The sequence below is a fragment of the Streptomyces sp. CAI-85 genome (assembly GCF_013363615.1).
GTDB lineage: Bacteria > Actinomycetota > Actinomycetes > Streptomycetales > Streptomycetaceae > Streptomyces > Streptomyces antibioticus_B.
In genome coordinates, this window is sequence record NZ_JAANNX010000037.1 from 17,040 (window position 1) to 31,926 (window position 14,887).

At 71.6% G+C, this 14,887-nt stretch carries 14 protein-coding genes and 2 pseudogenes; 7 read left to right on the forward strand and 9 right to left on the reverse strand.

Features of this window, described 5'->3' with window-relative positions; genetic code table 11:
- Positions 1 to 95 precede the first annotated feature (95 nt).
- Positions 96 to 752 (reverse strand): TetR family transcriptional regulator, encoded by a 657-nt coding sequence (locus G6W55_RS27535; RefSeq protein WP_175523494.1) that lies wholly within the window; start codon positions 750 to 752, stop codon positions 96 to 98.
- Between the two features lie 175 nt (positions 753 to 927).
- On the opposite strand from G6W55_RS27535, the gene G6W55_RS27540 reads away from it, so the two are divergent.
- Positions 928 to 1,911, forward strand: coding sequence for a zinc-binding dehydrogenase (locus G6W55_RS27540; protein WP_175523495.1), 984 nt, complete (start codon positions 928 to 930; stop codon positions 1,909 to 1,911).
- Positions 1,912 to 2,038: 127 nt separating this feature from the next.
- Here the strand turns inward: G6W55_RS27540 and G6W55_RS27545 are convergent, their stop codons facing one another.
- The 4 genes and pseudogenes from G6W55_RS27545 to G6W55_RS27560 all read right to left on the reverse strand — a co-directional run bounded on the left by G6W55_RS27545 (position 2,039) and on the right by G6W55_RS27560 (position 5,477).
- Positions 2,039 to 3,034 (reverse strand): MFS transporter, encoded by a 996-nt coding sequence (locus G6W55_RS27545; protein ID WP_175523496.1) that lies wholly within the window; start codon positions 3,032 to 3,034, stop codon positions 2,039 to 2,041.
- Positions 3,031 to 3,357: pseudogene (locus G6W55_RS27550) on the reverse strand (transcriptional regulator); the annotation flags it as partial. The gene G6W55_RS27545 and the pseudogene G6W55_RS27550, both read right to left, overlap by 4 nt.
- A 190-nt stretch (positions 3,358 to 3,547) precedes the next feature.
- Complete coding sequence (locus G6W55_RS27555; RefSeq protein WP_175523497.1) at positions 3,548 to 4,729, reverse strand: hypothetical protein; 1,182 nt, start codon at positions 4,727 to 4,729, stop codon at positions 3,548 to 3,550.
- Between the two features lie 508 nt (positions 4,730 to 5,237).
- Positions 5,238 to 5,477, reverse strand: a complete 240-nt coding sequence (locus G6W55_RS27560) for a hypothetical protein (protein WP_175523498.1) — start codon at positions 5,475 to 5,477, stop codon at positions 5,238 to 5,240.
- A gap of 132 nt (positions 5,478 to 5,609) precedes the next feature.
- On the opposite strand from G6W55_RS27560, the gene G6W55_RS27565 reads away from it, so the two are divergent.
- Positions 5,610 to 7,205 carry a hypothetical protein gene (locus tag G6W55_RS27565; RefSeq protein ID WP_175523499.1) on the forward strand — a complete coding sequence of 532 codons (1,596 nt, stop codon included), beginning with the start codon at positions 5,610 to 5,612 and terminating at the stop codon, positions 7,203 to 7,205.
- A gap of 152 nt (positions 7,206 to 7,357) precedes the next feature.
- Here the strand turns inward: G6W55_RS27565 and G6W55_RS27570 are convergent, their stop codons facing one another.
- Positions 7,358 to 8,254: a helix-turn-helix transcriptional regulator gene (locus G6W55_RS27570; RefSeq protein WP_175523500.1), complete on the reverse strand. Its 897-nt coding sequence runs from the start codon at positions 8,252 to 8,254 to the stop codon at positions 7,358 to 7,360.
- A 260-nt stretch (positions 8,255 to 8,514) separates the two neighbouring features.
- Here G6W55_RS27570 and G6W55_RS27575 point away from each other — a divergent pair, with 260 nt between their 5' ends.
- From G6W55_RS27575 to G6W55_RS27590, 4 genes are all read left to right on the forward strand, one after another.
- Positions 8,515 to 9,531 (forward strand): zinc-dependent alcohol dehydrogenase family protein, encoded by a 1,017-nt coding sequence (locus G6W55_RS27575; protein WP_175523501.1) that lies wholly within the window; start codon positions 8,515 to 8,517, stop codon positions 9,529 to 9,531.
- Between the two features lie 280 nt (positions 9,532 to 9,811).
- Positions 9,812 to 10,159, forward strand: coding sequence for a cyclophilin-like fold protein (locus G6W55_RS39465; RefSeq protein ID WP_309243828.1), 348 nt, complete (start codon positions 9,812 to 9,814; stop codon positions 10,157 to 10,159).
- An 81-nt stretch (positions 10,160 to 10,240) separates the two neighbouring features.
- Positions 10,241 to 11,008, forward strand: a complete 768-nt coding sequence (locus tag G6W55_RS27585; RefSeq protein WP_175523503.1) for an SDR family NAD(P)-dependent oxidoreductase — start codon at positions 10,241 to 10,243, stop codon at positions 11,006 to 11,008.
- A gap of 294 nt (positions 11,009 to 11,302) precedes the next feature.
- Positions 11,303 to 12,634 carry a DUF1254 domain-containing protein gene (locus G6W55_RS27590; RefSeq protein ID WP_175523504.1) on the forward strand — a complete coding sequence of 444 codons (1,332 nt, stop codon included), beginning with the start codon at positions 11,303 to 11,305 and terminating at the stop codon, positions 12,632 to 12,634.
- A gap of 21 nt (positions 12,635 to 12,655) precedes the next feature.
- Here the strand turns inward: G6W55_RS27590 and G6W55_RS27595 are convergent, their stop codons facing one another.
- Positions 12,656 to 12,997, reverse strand: coding sequence for an ANTAR domain-containing protein (locus G6W55_RS27595; protein WP_309243829.1), 342 nt, complete (start codon positions 12,995 to 12,997; stop codon positions 12,656 to 12,658).
- Positions 12,998 to 13,125: 128 nt separating this feature from the next.
- Between G6W55_RS27595 and G6W55_RS27600 the strand changes: the two are divergent.
- Positions 13,126 to 14,147 (forward strand): annotated as a pseudogene (locus tag G6W55_RS27600) (Ppx/GppA family phosphatase).
- 102 nt (positions 14,148 to 14,249) lie between these two features.
- Here the strand turns inward: G6W55_RS27600 and G6W55_RS27605 are convergent.
- A complete protein-coding gene (locus tag G6W55_RS27605) occupies positions 14,250 to 14,627 on the reverse strand; it encodes a fic family toxin-antitoxin system, toxin component (protein ID WP_175523506.1) in 378 nt (125 codons plus the stop codon).
- Positions 14,627 to 14,866, reverse strand: a complete 240-nt coding sequence (locus G6W55_RS27610; protein WP_175523507.1) for a hypothetical protein — start codon at positions 14,864 to 14,866, stop codon at positions 14,627 to 14,629. Before G6W55_RS27610 ends, G6W55_RS27605 begins: the two co-directional genes overlap by 1 nt.
- Positions 14,867 to 14,887 lie beyond the last annotated feature (21 nt).

The following is a 14,887-nucleotide window of genomic DNA, read 5'->3' on the forward strand; positions in this document are numbered from 1 at the left end:
ACGCCTGCCAGCCGTTTTCTGTCGGCGCAGGCGGGAGGACGATCAGGTCGTCGATGGAGCCGCCACACCCGGGACTGGCGCGTACGACCACCTCTTCAGTCGCCGTCCAGCACAGTGGCTCCCACTGCGACGGCCTGCAACAGGCGGGTGAGGCGTGGTTCGAAGTCGAGGGCGGCGTGCCCCCAGCGGGGGTTCTTGGCGTAGAGCTCCGCGAGCGTGGGCGTCGGGTGGGCGACCTGCCAGAGGTATGCGGTGAGGCCGAGTGCCGCGGCGACCAACTCCTGGGCCTGTGCGGTCGTGAGGGTGTCGGAGGAGGCGGTGAGGGCGTCGACGATGCCGTCGTGGGCCGCGAAGGAGTTGGTCTTGAAACGGCGGGCCCGTTCGATGTCGACCTCGCCCTCGAGGCTGAGCGGCACGTGGGTGAGCAGGTCACAGAAGAGGGGCTGGGCGGTCAGGGTGGCGGCAACGGCGGCGGCGGACTCGGCCGGTGTCAGGTTCCGGGCGTCCGCCAGGTGGGCGGTGAGGCTGTCGTGCCACTGGTTCCAGCCGCGTTCGGCCAGCTCCAGCAGGAGTTCTTCCTTGCTGTCGAAGTAGCGTCGCACGGCGGACGGGTGCAGGCCGGCGGCCTCCGTCACGGCCGCGAGCGTCACGTGCCGCACTCCCCCGCGGGCAACCGCGAGAGCGCGCGCCGCGTCGAGCAGATCCTCGGTACGACGGAGCTTGGCCTCTGGGGAACGGGCGCGGCTCTGCATGCCCTCAGCCTAACGCACGCGGGATGCGTTAGAGCGGCGGGCATGCTAGCGTCGATTTAACGCAATGACATTGCGCTATCAGCCCCGACCCTTGTCGACGCATATCGGTTTAACGCGGGCTGATTGCGTAATTAGCCATGCGCTCCAACCCCCCACCTACTGAACGGACTTCCCCATGCATGCCGCCGTCGTCACGACTTTCGGCTCGCCCGATGTCTTCGAACTCACCGAACTTCCCGACCCCTCCCCCGGACCCGGGCAAGTCGCCATCGACGTCACCCACGCTGCGGTGGGACTGATCGACGTGTACCTCCGCCAGGGTCTGTACAAGGACCAGCAGGGGCTGCCGCAGCCGCCCTACGTGCCCGGACTGGAGGTGGCCGGCACCGTCCGTGCGCTGGGCGAAGGAGTTGAGGGTCTGCGGGTCGGCGAACCGGTGGTGACGCTGTCGGGCACCGGCGCCGAGGGCGGGTACGCCTCCGTCGCGGTCGTCGACGCCGCGATGACCGTCAGGCTGGAGGGCAGTGGCGTCGATCCGGCGCTGGCGGTGGCAGCCGTGCCCAACGCCGCGACCGCCTACCTCGCTCTCACCGAGGTGGCGCACCTCAAGGCCGGCGAACATGTCCTCGTACACGGGGCGTTGGGCGGGCTGGCGTCGGCCTTTCCCGGCATGGCGCGCACCCTGGGCGCGGCCGGCGTGACCGGCACGGTGCGTCGCCCTTCGCTGGAGCGTGCGCGTGCCTCCGCCCTGCCCTATGACGAGGTGCTCGCCAGTGACGACTTCGCCGAGGCTGTCGGCGACCGGCGCTTCGACGTCGTCGTGGATCCGGTCGGCGGCCAGGTACGCACGGACAGCCTGCGTGTGATGGCCCCGTTGGGGCGGATGCTGCTGGTGGGCAACGCCAGTGGCGACTGGCAGCACACCGTGCCCACCAACCACCTCTGGGGCGGCAACCTCGCGATGCTCGGCTTCGCCGTCGGCTACCACCTGCCCGACCACCCGGAGCAGGCCCGCCCCGCTGCCCGCGCCGCGCTGGAGGCGATACGCCAGGGCCTGATGCCGATCGACGTCCAGACCCTGCCGTTGTCCCAGGCGGCGGAAGCGCACCGTCGTATCGAGAACGGATCGGTGGGAGGGAGGCTCGTGCTCACGCCCTGACCGCGTGCGTGACGGTCGGTGGTCCATCGGCGGCCGGGCCTGGTCCGCACACTCTGTCGGGCGCGGCCCGTCGTCGTACCCCGCAGGCGCCCGGCACCTGTCGGGTCGCGACGCCTTCACGGCAGGCTCACGACACGTCGGCTGCACTCGCCTCGGCAGGTTTCTCGGGTGTTTGGTGGTCTGGACGATCGGCCGCGGCCGCCGCGGCACGCCGCGCCGCTTCGACACGCCGGTTGCTGGTCATGGATGCCGTGACGGCCGTCATCGACAGGAGGAGTACGGCGGCGGCATAGAGCGGAGTGCGGATGTCGTGGGTGGTGGCCGGCCAGCCGCCGAGGAAGGCTCCGACGGGGGCGGCGCACATGGCCGGCATGCGGGAGGCGGAGGCGACTCGGCCCATCAGGTGGGCCGGGACGATCGCCTGGCGGAGGGAGGGGCCGAGGACCATCGTGGCGCCCATTCCTGCCCCGCAGAGGGCGAGCGGCAGCCCGGCGACGTACGGGTTCGGGGCGGCGGCCAGGCCCAGGATGGCGAGTCCTTCGACGGCGGCCGTGCAGGTCAGTGCGGTGCCGGTGCCGAGGCGGTCGTGCGCGAAGAGGGCGAGGACGGTCTCCACGGCGAGGAAGGCGACGTTCCCGACCGCAGGGCGGAGCGCCAGCCCGAGCAGCAGCCGGTCCCGGAAGACGTACGACGCCCCGGCCCGCGCCTGTCGGAGCAGCGAATCGCCGGCCTCCGGGACGGGCCGGGGCATGGCGGGCAGGGTGCGGACGAGCAGTGCGGAGAGCATGAAGGACGCCGCGTTGGCGCTCTCCAGGAGTGCGGGGTCGCGGCGGAGCAGGTCCGGCAGGTAGGCCGTGGCGGCGGTGTCGAAGAGGAGTCCGCCGAGGCCGAGCAGGAAGGCGACGGCCGCGAGCAGCGGAATGCTCAGGATGTCGAGTACGGCCGCCGCCGCGGGTATCCCGATCAGCACCGCACGTGCCGCGTCGGTGACCCACATCGTGCGCCGACGGTCCCAACGGTCCACCAGCGCGGCGTGCGTGACGCCGTCACCGAGCGAGGAGATCGTCTGCGCGCTCCACAGCCGTCCGAACCCGGTCGGCAACTTCCGTATGTCCGAGGTCACTTGGCGTCCCTTCCCGTCTGCTCGCGCGTCGCCGGGTGGAACAGTGCGAAGACGAGCGACGCGTCCGGCAGGGACGGATCGGACAGTTCCCGGTACTCGTCCGCCAGTGCCTCAAGTCGCGCCCCCAGCTCCGCGAACTGCTCCTCGGTGAGCCGCAGATGGGCCATCCGTACGTGCCGCTCGGTGACCCCCCGGACCTTCCGCGTCCGCACCACCTTCGCCAGCCCGGCCCGCTCCAGCAGCCGTACGTGATAGCTGGAACTACCCTTCGCCAGAACGACCTTCTCGGCAATCTGCGTGATCGTCGCCGACTGGAACCGGAGCGCGCGGGCGCCCGGGTCTTACGGACGCCCCGCGTCTGCCGTCCGGCGTGCGAAGTCCTTCCGTCAGCGCCTCCCCGCCGCCACGTGGGCGGGCGGGGAGGTCGGCTGCGGTATCGGCGTCACGCTGGTTCGATCTGCCGGATAGATCCACCGAGGATGGCCGGTGCTGTCGGTTCCAAGTAGCCGCGCGTCACGCGCCGTTGGGGCGCTCCAGGCGCTGGCCGGGCCGAGGGGTGGACGTGGAGGGGACCGGGCGGGACGGGTGGGTCTCTTCGTCCTTGTGGTCGCGGCAGGAGCACGACGTGGTGTAGCTGATCACGACCTCGGGCGTGCCGGTGGCGTCCTGGGTGGCGATCGCTCCGGTGGCCGAGGAGGTGACGTACGACGAACCCGCGCCGCCACCACCGCCGTTGACCCCGCCGGCCCCGCCGCCGAACCAGCCGCCTCCGCCGGCGCCCGCTCGCGCTCCTGCGGTGCCGCCCCTGCCGGGCCCGCCGGTCAGGCCGCCGTTGTTGCCGCCGGTGCCCGCCGTGCTGCCGCCGCCTCCGCCGCCCGCGCCGCCCGCGTTGCCGCCGTTGCCGCCGGCCGCGCCGCCTCCTCCGCCGCCTCCGGCGACCGTGGCGGCGCTGCCGCCGCCCAGGCCGCCCTGGGTGGCGCCACCGGTCTGGCCGGGGCCGCCGTTGCCGCCGTTCCCGCCCGCCGTGCCGAAGGTGCCACCGCTGCTGCCCGGCACTCCGTCGGTGCCGGTTCCGCCGGTGCCCGCCGCGCCGCCGGCGCCGGCGCCGTTTCCGCCGCCCGCCCCGACCGTGCCGGTGCCGGCCGCCGTGGGACCTCCGCCCCCGCCGCCGCCCGCCACCACGAGCCGCGGGTCGCCGGCCGCGCCGGTGGGCGTGCAGCCGAGAGCGGTCACCGAGCAGATCTGGATCGCGCTGGCGCCTCCGCCACCCGCACCGCCGGTGCCGGCGGTTCCTCCGCCGCCGGAGCCGCCGATGTTGCCGCTGCCCGCTCCTCCGACCTCCACGTACAGGGTCCGTCCGGCCGACACCGGCAGGTTGGCCGTCACCTCGGCGCCGAATCCGCCCGCACCGCCGTCCGTCCCCGCGGCGCCGGGGGCTCCGACGACCGTGACGCTGATCTGGGAAACCCCCTGGGGCACGACGAACGTCGTCTCGCCGGTCACGGTGTACGTGCAGGTGGTGACGGTTGCGTAGACCCGGCAGGGGCCCGGATCGCCGACCGGTCCGGCGTAGGCGGATCCGGCCGCCGCCGGTACCGCGGCGAGAGCCGGTACGAGGGTGAGTGCGGCGGTCACCGCGTTGACGCGCCGCCGGGGTCTGCGGGGTGCCGGGGGCACGTGATCGTGGACAGCCATGGTGGGACTTCCCTTCGTCGAGGCACTTCGTCGGACAGGTCGAGAGCGCGGCTGCGCGCCGCCCGCCGGGGATCCGTGCCGGCCGTGGCACCGTCCGGCGTGCGGCTGCATGGAGCCGATGACCTGGCCGCGCCTCCGCCGGATGCTGCCTTCCCGTACGGCGACGTCGTGAGCGCAGAGCCGCGGCGGATTCGCCCGAACGGCTGCGAGAAGGGGGACAGCCGCGCGTCGTCTAGGTGAATGCGGGGGGCCGGTGGGAGAGTGGCGAGGGCTCTGCGTGTCCGTGGAACCCCGCCCTCACCTGACCCAGGCCAACGCCGGACGGCCTCGCACCTCGCGGCGTCTTCGGTCCCGGTGGCCGGTCGAGTGCCTCACCGAACCAGGACGCGCGCCCGCAGCCCGCCCCAGCGCGCGTCCCGGAATCGGGGGTCACACTCACCACAAGACTCGTCGGAGACCTCCCCCCCGGAGGCGTCGTTCCGAGTCGGAGCAGACGGCTGCCGACCGATCAGCCGCCGCTGGGGTTCAGGACGTTGCCGTTGACGCAGTGGTTGACGGTGTTGCCGTTCCACGCGCCGCCCACCGGGACGACCGCCAGCTCCTGGAAGCAGACGGACGCGGCACTGAAGTTCCAGTCGCTGGCGGCGTTGACCCCCGCCCCGAAGTTGCTGTCGTCGTCGGCGTGGGCGGGGGCGGCCAGCGCCAGGCTCGTGAGAGCCAGGGCGGTCACAGAGATGATCTTCTTCATGGCCCGCCAACCTGCGGTGATCGGCCGTGGTTACGGCGCCACGGCAACTTTCCACCTGACGCCTCTCACACTGGCACCCATCTGGGCCCTGCTGGACCTGGCAGACTGTGCGCCATTTGGGGGGAGAACAGCGTGCCGGATGAGCTGACCGTCCGCCGGATACTCGGAGACCAGCCCTTCGCCGAGATCGGCCGGCCCGTGTGGGCGATGGCCGACGCGCGTCATGGCTGTGTCATCGCGGCCGGTGACCTCGGACATGTCATGTGGCGCGGTACGGGGCAATGGCTCGGTCATCGGATCGGCGTGTACGAGGCCGGCACGCTCCGTCCGCGCCATGTCGTCGCCTCCCGGTACCCCGTATGTGCCGTCGAACCGCACCCCGAGCTGCCGCTCGTCGCCGTCGGCACCGGCCGTTACGACGGATCGTGGGACTTCCAGGGGGAGTTGCTCCTGCTGCACCTGGAGACCGGGCAGGTGACGAACCTGCTCTGCAAGAGCCGCCAAGTGCGTCATCTGCGCTGGCTGGAGGACGACGGCAGGCTCGCGATGCTGCTCTCCCCGGAGGACAAGGACGGCGGTTTCCGCAAGGGCTTCGAGCTGGCCGTGGCGGCGGACGACTGGCTGTCCGCTCCGGCCGGACTGGTCGACCCCGACGACACCCGCCATCCGATGGTCGAGAGCGGGCTCCTCTACGACCCACGGGTGGAGGACACCCTCGCGCGGCTGACGGAGGGGCGTTGGCGGCGGCGCGCGGAGGTGCGGGACCTGGCGGTGCTGGCCGACGGCCGGGTGCTCGCCACCGGCCTGCACACGGACCTGGAGTGCTGGGATCCGTCGGGCACACCGACGTGGGCTCTTCCCGCGGACGGGAAGGGGAGCGTACGGGTCGAGGCCGCCCCTGACGGCGAGTCGGCGTGGGTGACGTATCAAGGGCACCGGCGCGACGAGGGAACGGGGCGCCTGGTCGACCGTGCGATCGCCGTGCAGCGGGTATCCACGGCGGGCGGCGACGTGGTGGATACCATGGACGTGCCGTCGGCCCCCGCGCTGCACGCCACGGCCGACGGCTGGCTCGCCGTACGTCCGCAGGGGCGCGACGCACACCCCGCGCTGCTCCTCGCCCCCACGCACCAGGAGGCCGCGCGCCTCGACCTCTCCCCCAGCCGCTCCAACTCCCCCGCGCTGCGCGTCAAGCACAGCGACCGACTGCTGTACGTGGACGGCGGCCGCGGCCCGGACGACGACTCACCCTGGATCCACGCGATCGACCCTCCCGGCGCCCACGGCCCCGCCACCGTACGGGCCTTGTTCCCTCTGCGCTGGGATCCGACGTCCGCCATCCAGCCCTGGTACGGCCCCGCCGTCGAGCTGAGTGACAGCCTCGTCCACGCGGGACGGTCGTACGAACCGGGCGCCACCTATCTGGACTCCCGCGAGGGCACGTACGTCGCGAGCCGCCAACTCCCGGACGGGCAGGCACGTTGGGTGCACCTCACCGACAAGCCGCTCGCCGATCTCGACGGCGACGAGCGGAGGGTGTACGTCGTGTATCTCAACGGTGAGGTGGAGATCCTGGACGCGGTTACGGGTGAGGTGCGAGCCCGGCACACCTTGCGCGCGCACGGCCACGCGGTGACGCCGGTGTCCGCGGCGTACCGGGCGGATCAACGACGCCTGGTCGTCGGGACGTTGGACGGACGGATCCTGGACTGCTCGGTCCCGGGTTGAGCAGGTCGGCGAACACCTTCCCGTTCGGATACCCGGGCGCGGCTTGAGTGGATCAGAGGAGCGAAGGCAGCGGCGCCGTCGATGAGCCTCACGCACCACCTTGTGCGAAGCACTGGCGCAGCGCACCGGGGGCACCTGGCGATGAGCGGCGTTCAGATGGTCGCAGATCGTTCTTCCGTGTCCGGTTCGGCTTCCTCGGTGGCGGCCCAGGTGGAGAGGAGGCGCAGTCCCTGTTCGGAGGGTGAGCCGGGTTCGGCGGTGTAGATGGTGAGCGTGAGACCGGGCGCGGCAGCCATCTCCAGGCCCTCGTAGGCCAGGGTGAGGTCGCCGACGGCGTGGTGGTGGAAGTGTTTGGTGCCGGTGCCGTGGTGGCGGACGTCGTGCGCACCCCACCGGGTGCGGAAGGCGTCGCTGCGGGTGGACAGCTCTCCGACGAGATCGTGCAGGTCCTTGTCGTGGGGGTCACGGCCGGCTTCCGCACGCACGATGGCGACGGTGATGTCGGCGAAGGCGTCCCAGTCCGGGTAGAAGCGGCGGGAGGCGGGGTCGAGGAAGGTGAAGCGCGCCAGGTTCCGCCGGTTGCCGGGTGTGGCGTAGAGGTCGGTGTAGAAGGCGCGGAAGAGCTGGTTGGCGGCGAGGACGTCCATCCGGCCGTTGCGGACGAACGCCGGTCCGGCGGTGATCGCGTCCAGGGTCCATTGCAGGCTGCGGTGGGGTGTCCACTGCCGGGTGGTGGTACGACGGCGGGGGCGGGTGAGGACGTCCGAGCCGTCGGCGGCCCGGGCCAGGTTCAGCAGGTGGGCGCGTTCGGCGTCGTCGAGCTGTAGCGCGCGAGCGAGGGCTTCGAGGACGGCCGGGGAGACGCCGGCGAGGTTGCCGCGCTCCAGCTTGGCGTAGTACTCGACGCTCATGTCGGCGAGGGCGGCGACCTCGCTGCGGCGCAGGCCCGGCACCCGGCGGCGGGATCCGGAGGGCAGTCCGGCCCGGTCCGGGGTGATCTTCGCGCGCCGCGAGGTGAGGAACTCGCGGACCTCCTCACGGTTGTCCATGCCTTCGACGGTACGTCCCGGACGCGGCTGTAGGGATGTACTGCCGGTACACCCCTTGTCAGTGACTCGCCGCGCGCGTGTCGAGCGGGTTGTCTGGAAGGCGCAGTACTTCTCCCTCGGGCCACGAGGGTCACAGGGGCCACAGGGACGGCGGAGACCGAGTTTCACAGCCGGCTCCGGTGGTCCGCCGTTCGTGGTCCGGGGCCGTATCTCGTATCCCGAATCCCATATCCCGAATCCGGTACGCAAAGGAACCTCTCATGCGCGGCGCAGTGCTTCACGCTCCCGGCGACATCCGCTTCGAGACTCTGGAGGACCCGAAGATCCTCAAGCCCACCGACGCGATCATCCGCACGGCGGTGACCTGTGTGTGCGGGTCGGACCTGTGGCCGTACCGCGGTGCGGAGCCGACCGATCAGGCCCGTCCCATGGGCCACGAGTACGTCGGCTTCGTGGAGGAGGTCGGGTCCGAGGTCACCGCGGTGCAGCCGGGCCAGTTCGTCATCGGCTCGTTCGCCACCTCCGACAACACGTGTGCGAACTGCCGGCACGGGTTCCAGTCGAGCTGTGTGAACCGTGAGTTCATGTCCACCTGCCAGGCGGATTTCGTCCGCATCCCGAACGCCCAGGGCACGCTCGTCGCCACCGACGGCGTGCCGGACGAACGGTTCTGGCCGGGTCTGCTGGCCGTCTCGGACGTGATGGGCACCGGCTGGTGGGCCGCCGACGCCGCCGGGGTCGGACCCGGTTCCACCGCCGTCGTCGTCGGCGACGGTGCGGTCGGTCTGTGTGCGGTGATCGCCGCCAGGGAACTGGGGGCGGAGCGGATCATCGCCATGTCCCGCCACGCGTCCCGGCAGAAGCTCGCCCGCGAGTTCGGGGCCACGGACATCGTCGCCGAGCGCGGCGAGGAAGGTGTCGCCCGGATCAAAGAGATGACCGGCGGGATCGGCGCGGACAGCGTCCTGGAGTGCGTCGGCACCGCCCAGTCCATGAGCCAGGCCCTCCGGTCGGCCCGCCCCGGTGGCAGCGTCGGCTTCGTCGGCGTCCCGCACGGGGTCGCGATCGACGGGCAGGAGCTGTTCTTCTCCCACGTCGGCCTGCGCGGCGGCCCCGCCCCCGTACGCCGCTACCTGCCCGACCTCGTCGACCGTGTCCTCACCGGCGCGATCGACCCGGGCAAGGTCTTCGACCTCACCCTCCCCCTCGACCAGGTGGCCGAGGGCTACAGGGCCATGGACGAGCGCCGCGCCATCAAGACCCTCCTCACCCCCTGACCCGCCGGCCCCCAGCCGTACGAGGAGGAACCGTTCAGAGCTTCCGCCTGTACCCCGATCCCATACCCGACCTGCGGAACGGCGCCCCATGACCTTCACCCTTCGCAGAGCCCTGAGCGCCGCCACCACCGCAACCGCCACCACCGGCGTGCTCCTGCTGGCTTCGACCGCCTGTTCCGGCGACTCACCCAGCGAGCAGGCGCCGTCCCCCGCGTCATCGTCCCGGCCGCCGCGGACTCCGGCGCCGGCGCCCTCGTCCGAATCGGTCAGGAGCACTCCGATGGACATCCGCGTCACCATCGACGGCCGGTCCGTCGACGCGTCCCTGAACGACAGTCCCGCCGCCCGTGACCTGGCATCCCTGCTCCCGCTCACCCTGCGCCTGGAGGACTTCCACGGGACCGAGCGGATCGCCGACCCGCCGAGGAAGCTGACCACCGAGGACGCTCCCGAACCCCAAGCGCCGAAGACCGGGGACCTCGCCTACTACGCCCCGTGGGGCAACCTCGCCGTCTTCTACAAGGACGGCCCTTCCGCGTCCTCCGACCTGCTGGTCCTCGGCCGCATCGACGCCGACGCCGGTGTGCTGTCCACGGCCGACCGGATCACCATCGAGGCAGTCTCCTGACTTCGCCCCCCACACCCTCGTACAGGAAGACGATCTCCCGCTGAACACCCCGCCCGCATACCTTCGTTGGGAGCACCCGTCATGAACCCCGCCTACGACTTCACGGGGCAGGTCGCCTTCGTCACCGGTGCGGGCTCCGGCATGGGTCTGGCCACCGCCCGCGCCTTCGCCGTCTCGGGAGCCGCCGTCGCACTCGCCGACACCGACGAGAACGCCGTCAACGCCGCCGCGAAACAGCTCGCCGACGACGGCCGCCGGGTCCTCGCGCTGGTCTGCGACGTCTCCCACGAGGAGCAGGTCGCCGCAGCCGTCGACCGTACCGTGGAGACGTTCGAGCGCCTCGACATGGCCTTCAACAACGCCGGCATCATGCCCCCGTCCACCGACGCCGCCGACGAGAGCGCCGAGCAGTTCGACCGTGTGCAGGCCGTCAATCTTCGCGGCGTCTGGGCGAGCATGAAGCACGAACTGCGCCACATGCGCGCCCGGGGCAGCGGGGCCATCGTCAACTGCTCCTCCCTGGGCGGCCTGGTCGGCAACCCCGGGCGCGCCGCCTACCACGCCACCAAGCACGGGGTGATCGGCCTGACCAAGAGCGCCGCCCTCGAGTACGGCACCCGCGGTGTCCGTATCAACGCCGTCTGTCCCGGCACGATCAGCACCCCGATGGTCGACGCCATGGTCGAGAGCGGGGAACTGGACCGCAGCCAGGCCGAAGCGGGCCAGGCCATCGACCGACTCGGCACCGCCGACGAAGTCGCCCAGGCCGTCCTGTGGCTGTGCAGCGACGGCGCGGGCTATGTCACGGGCGTCGCGCTGCCCGTGGACGGCGGGTACACGGCCCGGTAGCAGGCCGGGTCCGCCACCATCACGCACTGGCCCCACCGTCGGCAAGGGCATCGAAGGGGGTCGGGCGTCCGTGTCCTTGATCGGGGGTGGCCTTCCTGTCCAGCGCCACCAGCCCCGGCGTGCGGTCAGCTTCTCCACAACCGCATCCATGAACCCGTACGTCGCTTCGACGAGGCAAGACCTCGGCGCAGACCACTCCCCCGCCACCCGTTCGGCGGACTCGCCGCGCGGTTGGCGGGTGACGCTCGTAGCGTCGGGCCGGATGCGGATCGCGGTGGCACCTGGGAGAAGCTGATGACGGACGAGGCGTTGGAGAAGCAGATCACGGAGGCGTGGCTCTACGGGTATCCGCTGGTCACGGCGGCCGTGACGAAGCGCTCGATGACGGCGGTCCCGGCCCGGGACGACGGGCGTCGGAAAGCTCCGGTCAACCAGTTCTGCTACCTGCGCTCCACCCCGGACGCCTCGTTCACCGAGGTCGTCTCGCCGAACGCCGACACCCTGTACTCCAGTGCCTGGCTCGATCTGTCCGACGAGCCCCTGGTGCTGTCCCTGCCCGAGTTCGGTGACCGGTTCTGGATGGTCCCCATCCTGGACGCCTGGTCGAACGTCTGCGACGTCGTCGGCCGGCGCAAGAACGGCCCGTCCGCGGGACCGTTCCTGATCGCCGGGCCGTCCTGGTCAGGCGAGACTCCGCCCGGCCTGACCCTGCTGAAGTCGCCCACCGCCGTGAACTGGATCATCGCCCGGTACGCGACCAGCGGCCCGTCCGACTTCCGGGCCGTCAACCGGCTCCAGGACGCCACGCGGCTGATCCCACTGTCGGAGTGGACCGGCGACCCCGACGACTACTCCCCGCCCACCGACGTCCCCGCCCCCAGCGGAGCCGACACGACGACCTCGCCGGTCGACCAGGTCCACGCGCTCAGCGGCCGCGACTACTTCGCCCTGCTCAACCAGATGATGGTCGACAACCCTCCCGACCCCGCCGACGCACCGTTCCTGGGCCGTCTCGCCACACTCGGCATCGCGCCCGGCGGGAGCCTGGACGGCCTGTCCGCCGAGGAGCTCGCCGCCCTGGACGCGGGCGCGCGGCGCGGCCCGGACACCCTGCGCGACCTGCTCGCCCGGGCGGAGGCCGCGAACGCCGGTGGCTGGACCGTGCACCGGGGCCTGGGGGCTTACGGCACCGACTACGCCAAGCGCGCGGTCATCACCCGGTTCGGATACGGAGCCAACCTCGACGCCGACGCCCTGTACCCGCACGCCACCACCGACGCCGACGGCCGGCCCCTCGACGGTGCCCACGCCTACGTGCTCCATTTCGACGCCGGTCGGACCCCGCCCGTCGACGGCTTCTGGTCCCTCACGATGATGAACGAGCACCAGTTCTTCGCCGACAACCCGCTGAACCGTTACGCGATCGGCGACCGCAGCGGCATGCGCACCAACCCCGACGGGTCCCTGGACATCTACGTCCAGCACGACAACCCCGGCCCCGACCGCGAGAGCAACTGGCTACCGGCCCCCGCGGGCTGCTTCAACGTCTTCCTGCGCCTGTACTGGCCCCGGGAGCCTGCCCTCACGGGTGAGTGGACCCCGCCCGTGCTGCAACGCGCCGACTGAACGAGAAGGCTCGCCAGCAGGTCACTCCGACGGGCTTCCCGGGATCTGGGTGGGGCCGTGACGGTCGAGTGCGTCTTCCAGCTCGGTCCGGATGTCCGCGGGGATCTCGCCTTCGCGGCCCCAGATGAGGATGAGCTCGGCCACGTTGCGCAGCTTGATGTTGGTGTGCTGGGAGACCTCTTTGAGCACGTCCCAGCCCTGGTCCGGGGACACCCGGCCGAGCGCGACCATCATCCCGATCGCCTGATCCACGACGGCGTGCGAGGAGACGGCCGCTTTGAGCTGCTCGACTTCCTCTTCCAGTTCGACGATGCGCGCGCTGTCGTCGTTCGTCTCATCAGGGTCGTTCGGTACCGGGGCCACAGGGCCATCCTCCTCACTCTCCCTGCCGGGCACCACCTGGCACCACCGGACGGACAGCATTCGGACCGCGGAGGCAGATCGGCCCGCCCTCCCCCGCTGGGATGTCCGCCGCGGGGTACCCGGAGTACATGCGGGTGAGCGTGGTGGACGCAGGGTCGAACACGGTGCGGCTGGCGGTCGCGGACATGGAAGCCGGTGTGCCGCTGCCGGTCCACACGGTCAAGTGGAAGCTACGGCTCTCCGAGCAGGTCGGTGCCGACGGATCCCTCGGCCCGGACGCCACCGCGCAGCTCGTCGAAGCAGTGACCGGGGCGGTCCGTACGGCGCGGGAGTGGGGGCGGCCGAGCCGCTGGCGTTCGCGACCGCCGTGGTGCGCCGGGCACCAAACCGCGAGGAGGTACTGCGTGCTGTGCGCGAGGGCAGCGGGGTCCAGCTTTGCACCCTGCCCGGTCAGGTGGAGGCCGAGTTGACCTTCCTGGCCGCACGCCGCTGGATGGGGTGGCGCGCGGGCCCCTTGGCGTTGCTCGACATCGGAGGCGGTTCGCTGGAGGTGGCGTACGGTCAGGGCAGTGTCCCCGAGTTCGCCGTGTCCCTCCCGCTCGGCGCGAACCGGCTGACCCGGCAGTTCCTCACCGAGCCCGACCCGCCCACGGCGGAGGCGGTGAAGGCGGTGCGCCGCCGCGCACGCCATCAACTGCGCGACGCCGCGGACCGCATCCGCTGGGAGAACCCCCGCTCCACGGTCGTCACCTCCCGCACCTTCCAGCAACTGGCCCGGCTGTGCGGTTGTGCCCCCGGGCGACGAGGCCCGTTCATTCAGCGGCGCATCCACCGCGACGACCTGCGCAGGACGATCACCACCCTGTCCGCCCTACCGGCAGCCGAACGGGCCCAGCTTCCCGGCATCTCCGTGCCGCGCGCGGCGCAGAGCCTGGCCGGGGCGGTGGTGGCTCACACCGCCATGAAGCTCATGGGACTACGCACGGTGACCGTCTGCCCCTGGGCTGTGCGCGAGGGTGTTTTGCTGCGATGCGTGGAGGACGGTCCCCAGTGGTGGCAGAGCGTCGTTCAGGACACCCATGCCGAGCCTGCTCGGGCGGCGGTGCTGAACGGGTTGGCCTCGCTCGTTTCCCCTCGAACAGGCACGTGACTGCCTAGTGGAGGGACCGGTGAGCCGGGGACATGCGACGTCGGGATAGACGTATTCCTCGGTTAGTGACTTCCCCACGGGGAGGCGGGCTGCCGAGCTGCTTCACGTAGCGGTGGGCCAGGCCCTCAGCACAGCGGCGATCTTCACCGCAGTGCAGGCCGGGTCCAGGAGCACGTCCTTGAGGGCGACGGCGTCCTCGCGGGTGGGTTTGACCGTGACGCCGGCCGCCTCGAGATACATCACGCCGGTGGCCGCGGCCACAGCGAGGTTGGAGCGCTCCAGCCAACGGCATCGTCCCAGCGTGTGCACCAGGGCGGCGGCCTTGGCGTAGGGACCGTCGTAGACAGGCTGCTCGAAGAGTTCGGCGCGGTGGCGGGCGACCGCGGAGACCGGCACCCCGTAGTCGTCGGGGGCCGGGTCGTCCGCTCCGGCGGCCTCGGCGACCTGAAGGATCCAGGGAACGTCGATGTGCAGGTTCATCAAGCCGCGCGCGCTCCCCCGGACGCCTGCTGGGCGTCCTCGGCGTCATCGAAGACCGACTGATGCTCGGCCAGGAAGCGCGAAGCCGCGTCCAGCGCGCGGGCGCGCAGCCCGCTGGCGTCGTCCTGCACGAGCCGGGCGAGATAGTCCCCGATGCTCAGTCCCAGGTCAGCGGCACGCTTCTTCGCGAGTTCCGCCACGTCCTCGTCCACGCGTGCGCCTAGCTGTGTCTTCGCCATACCCGGATGGTAACAGTTGTT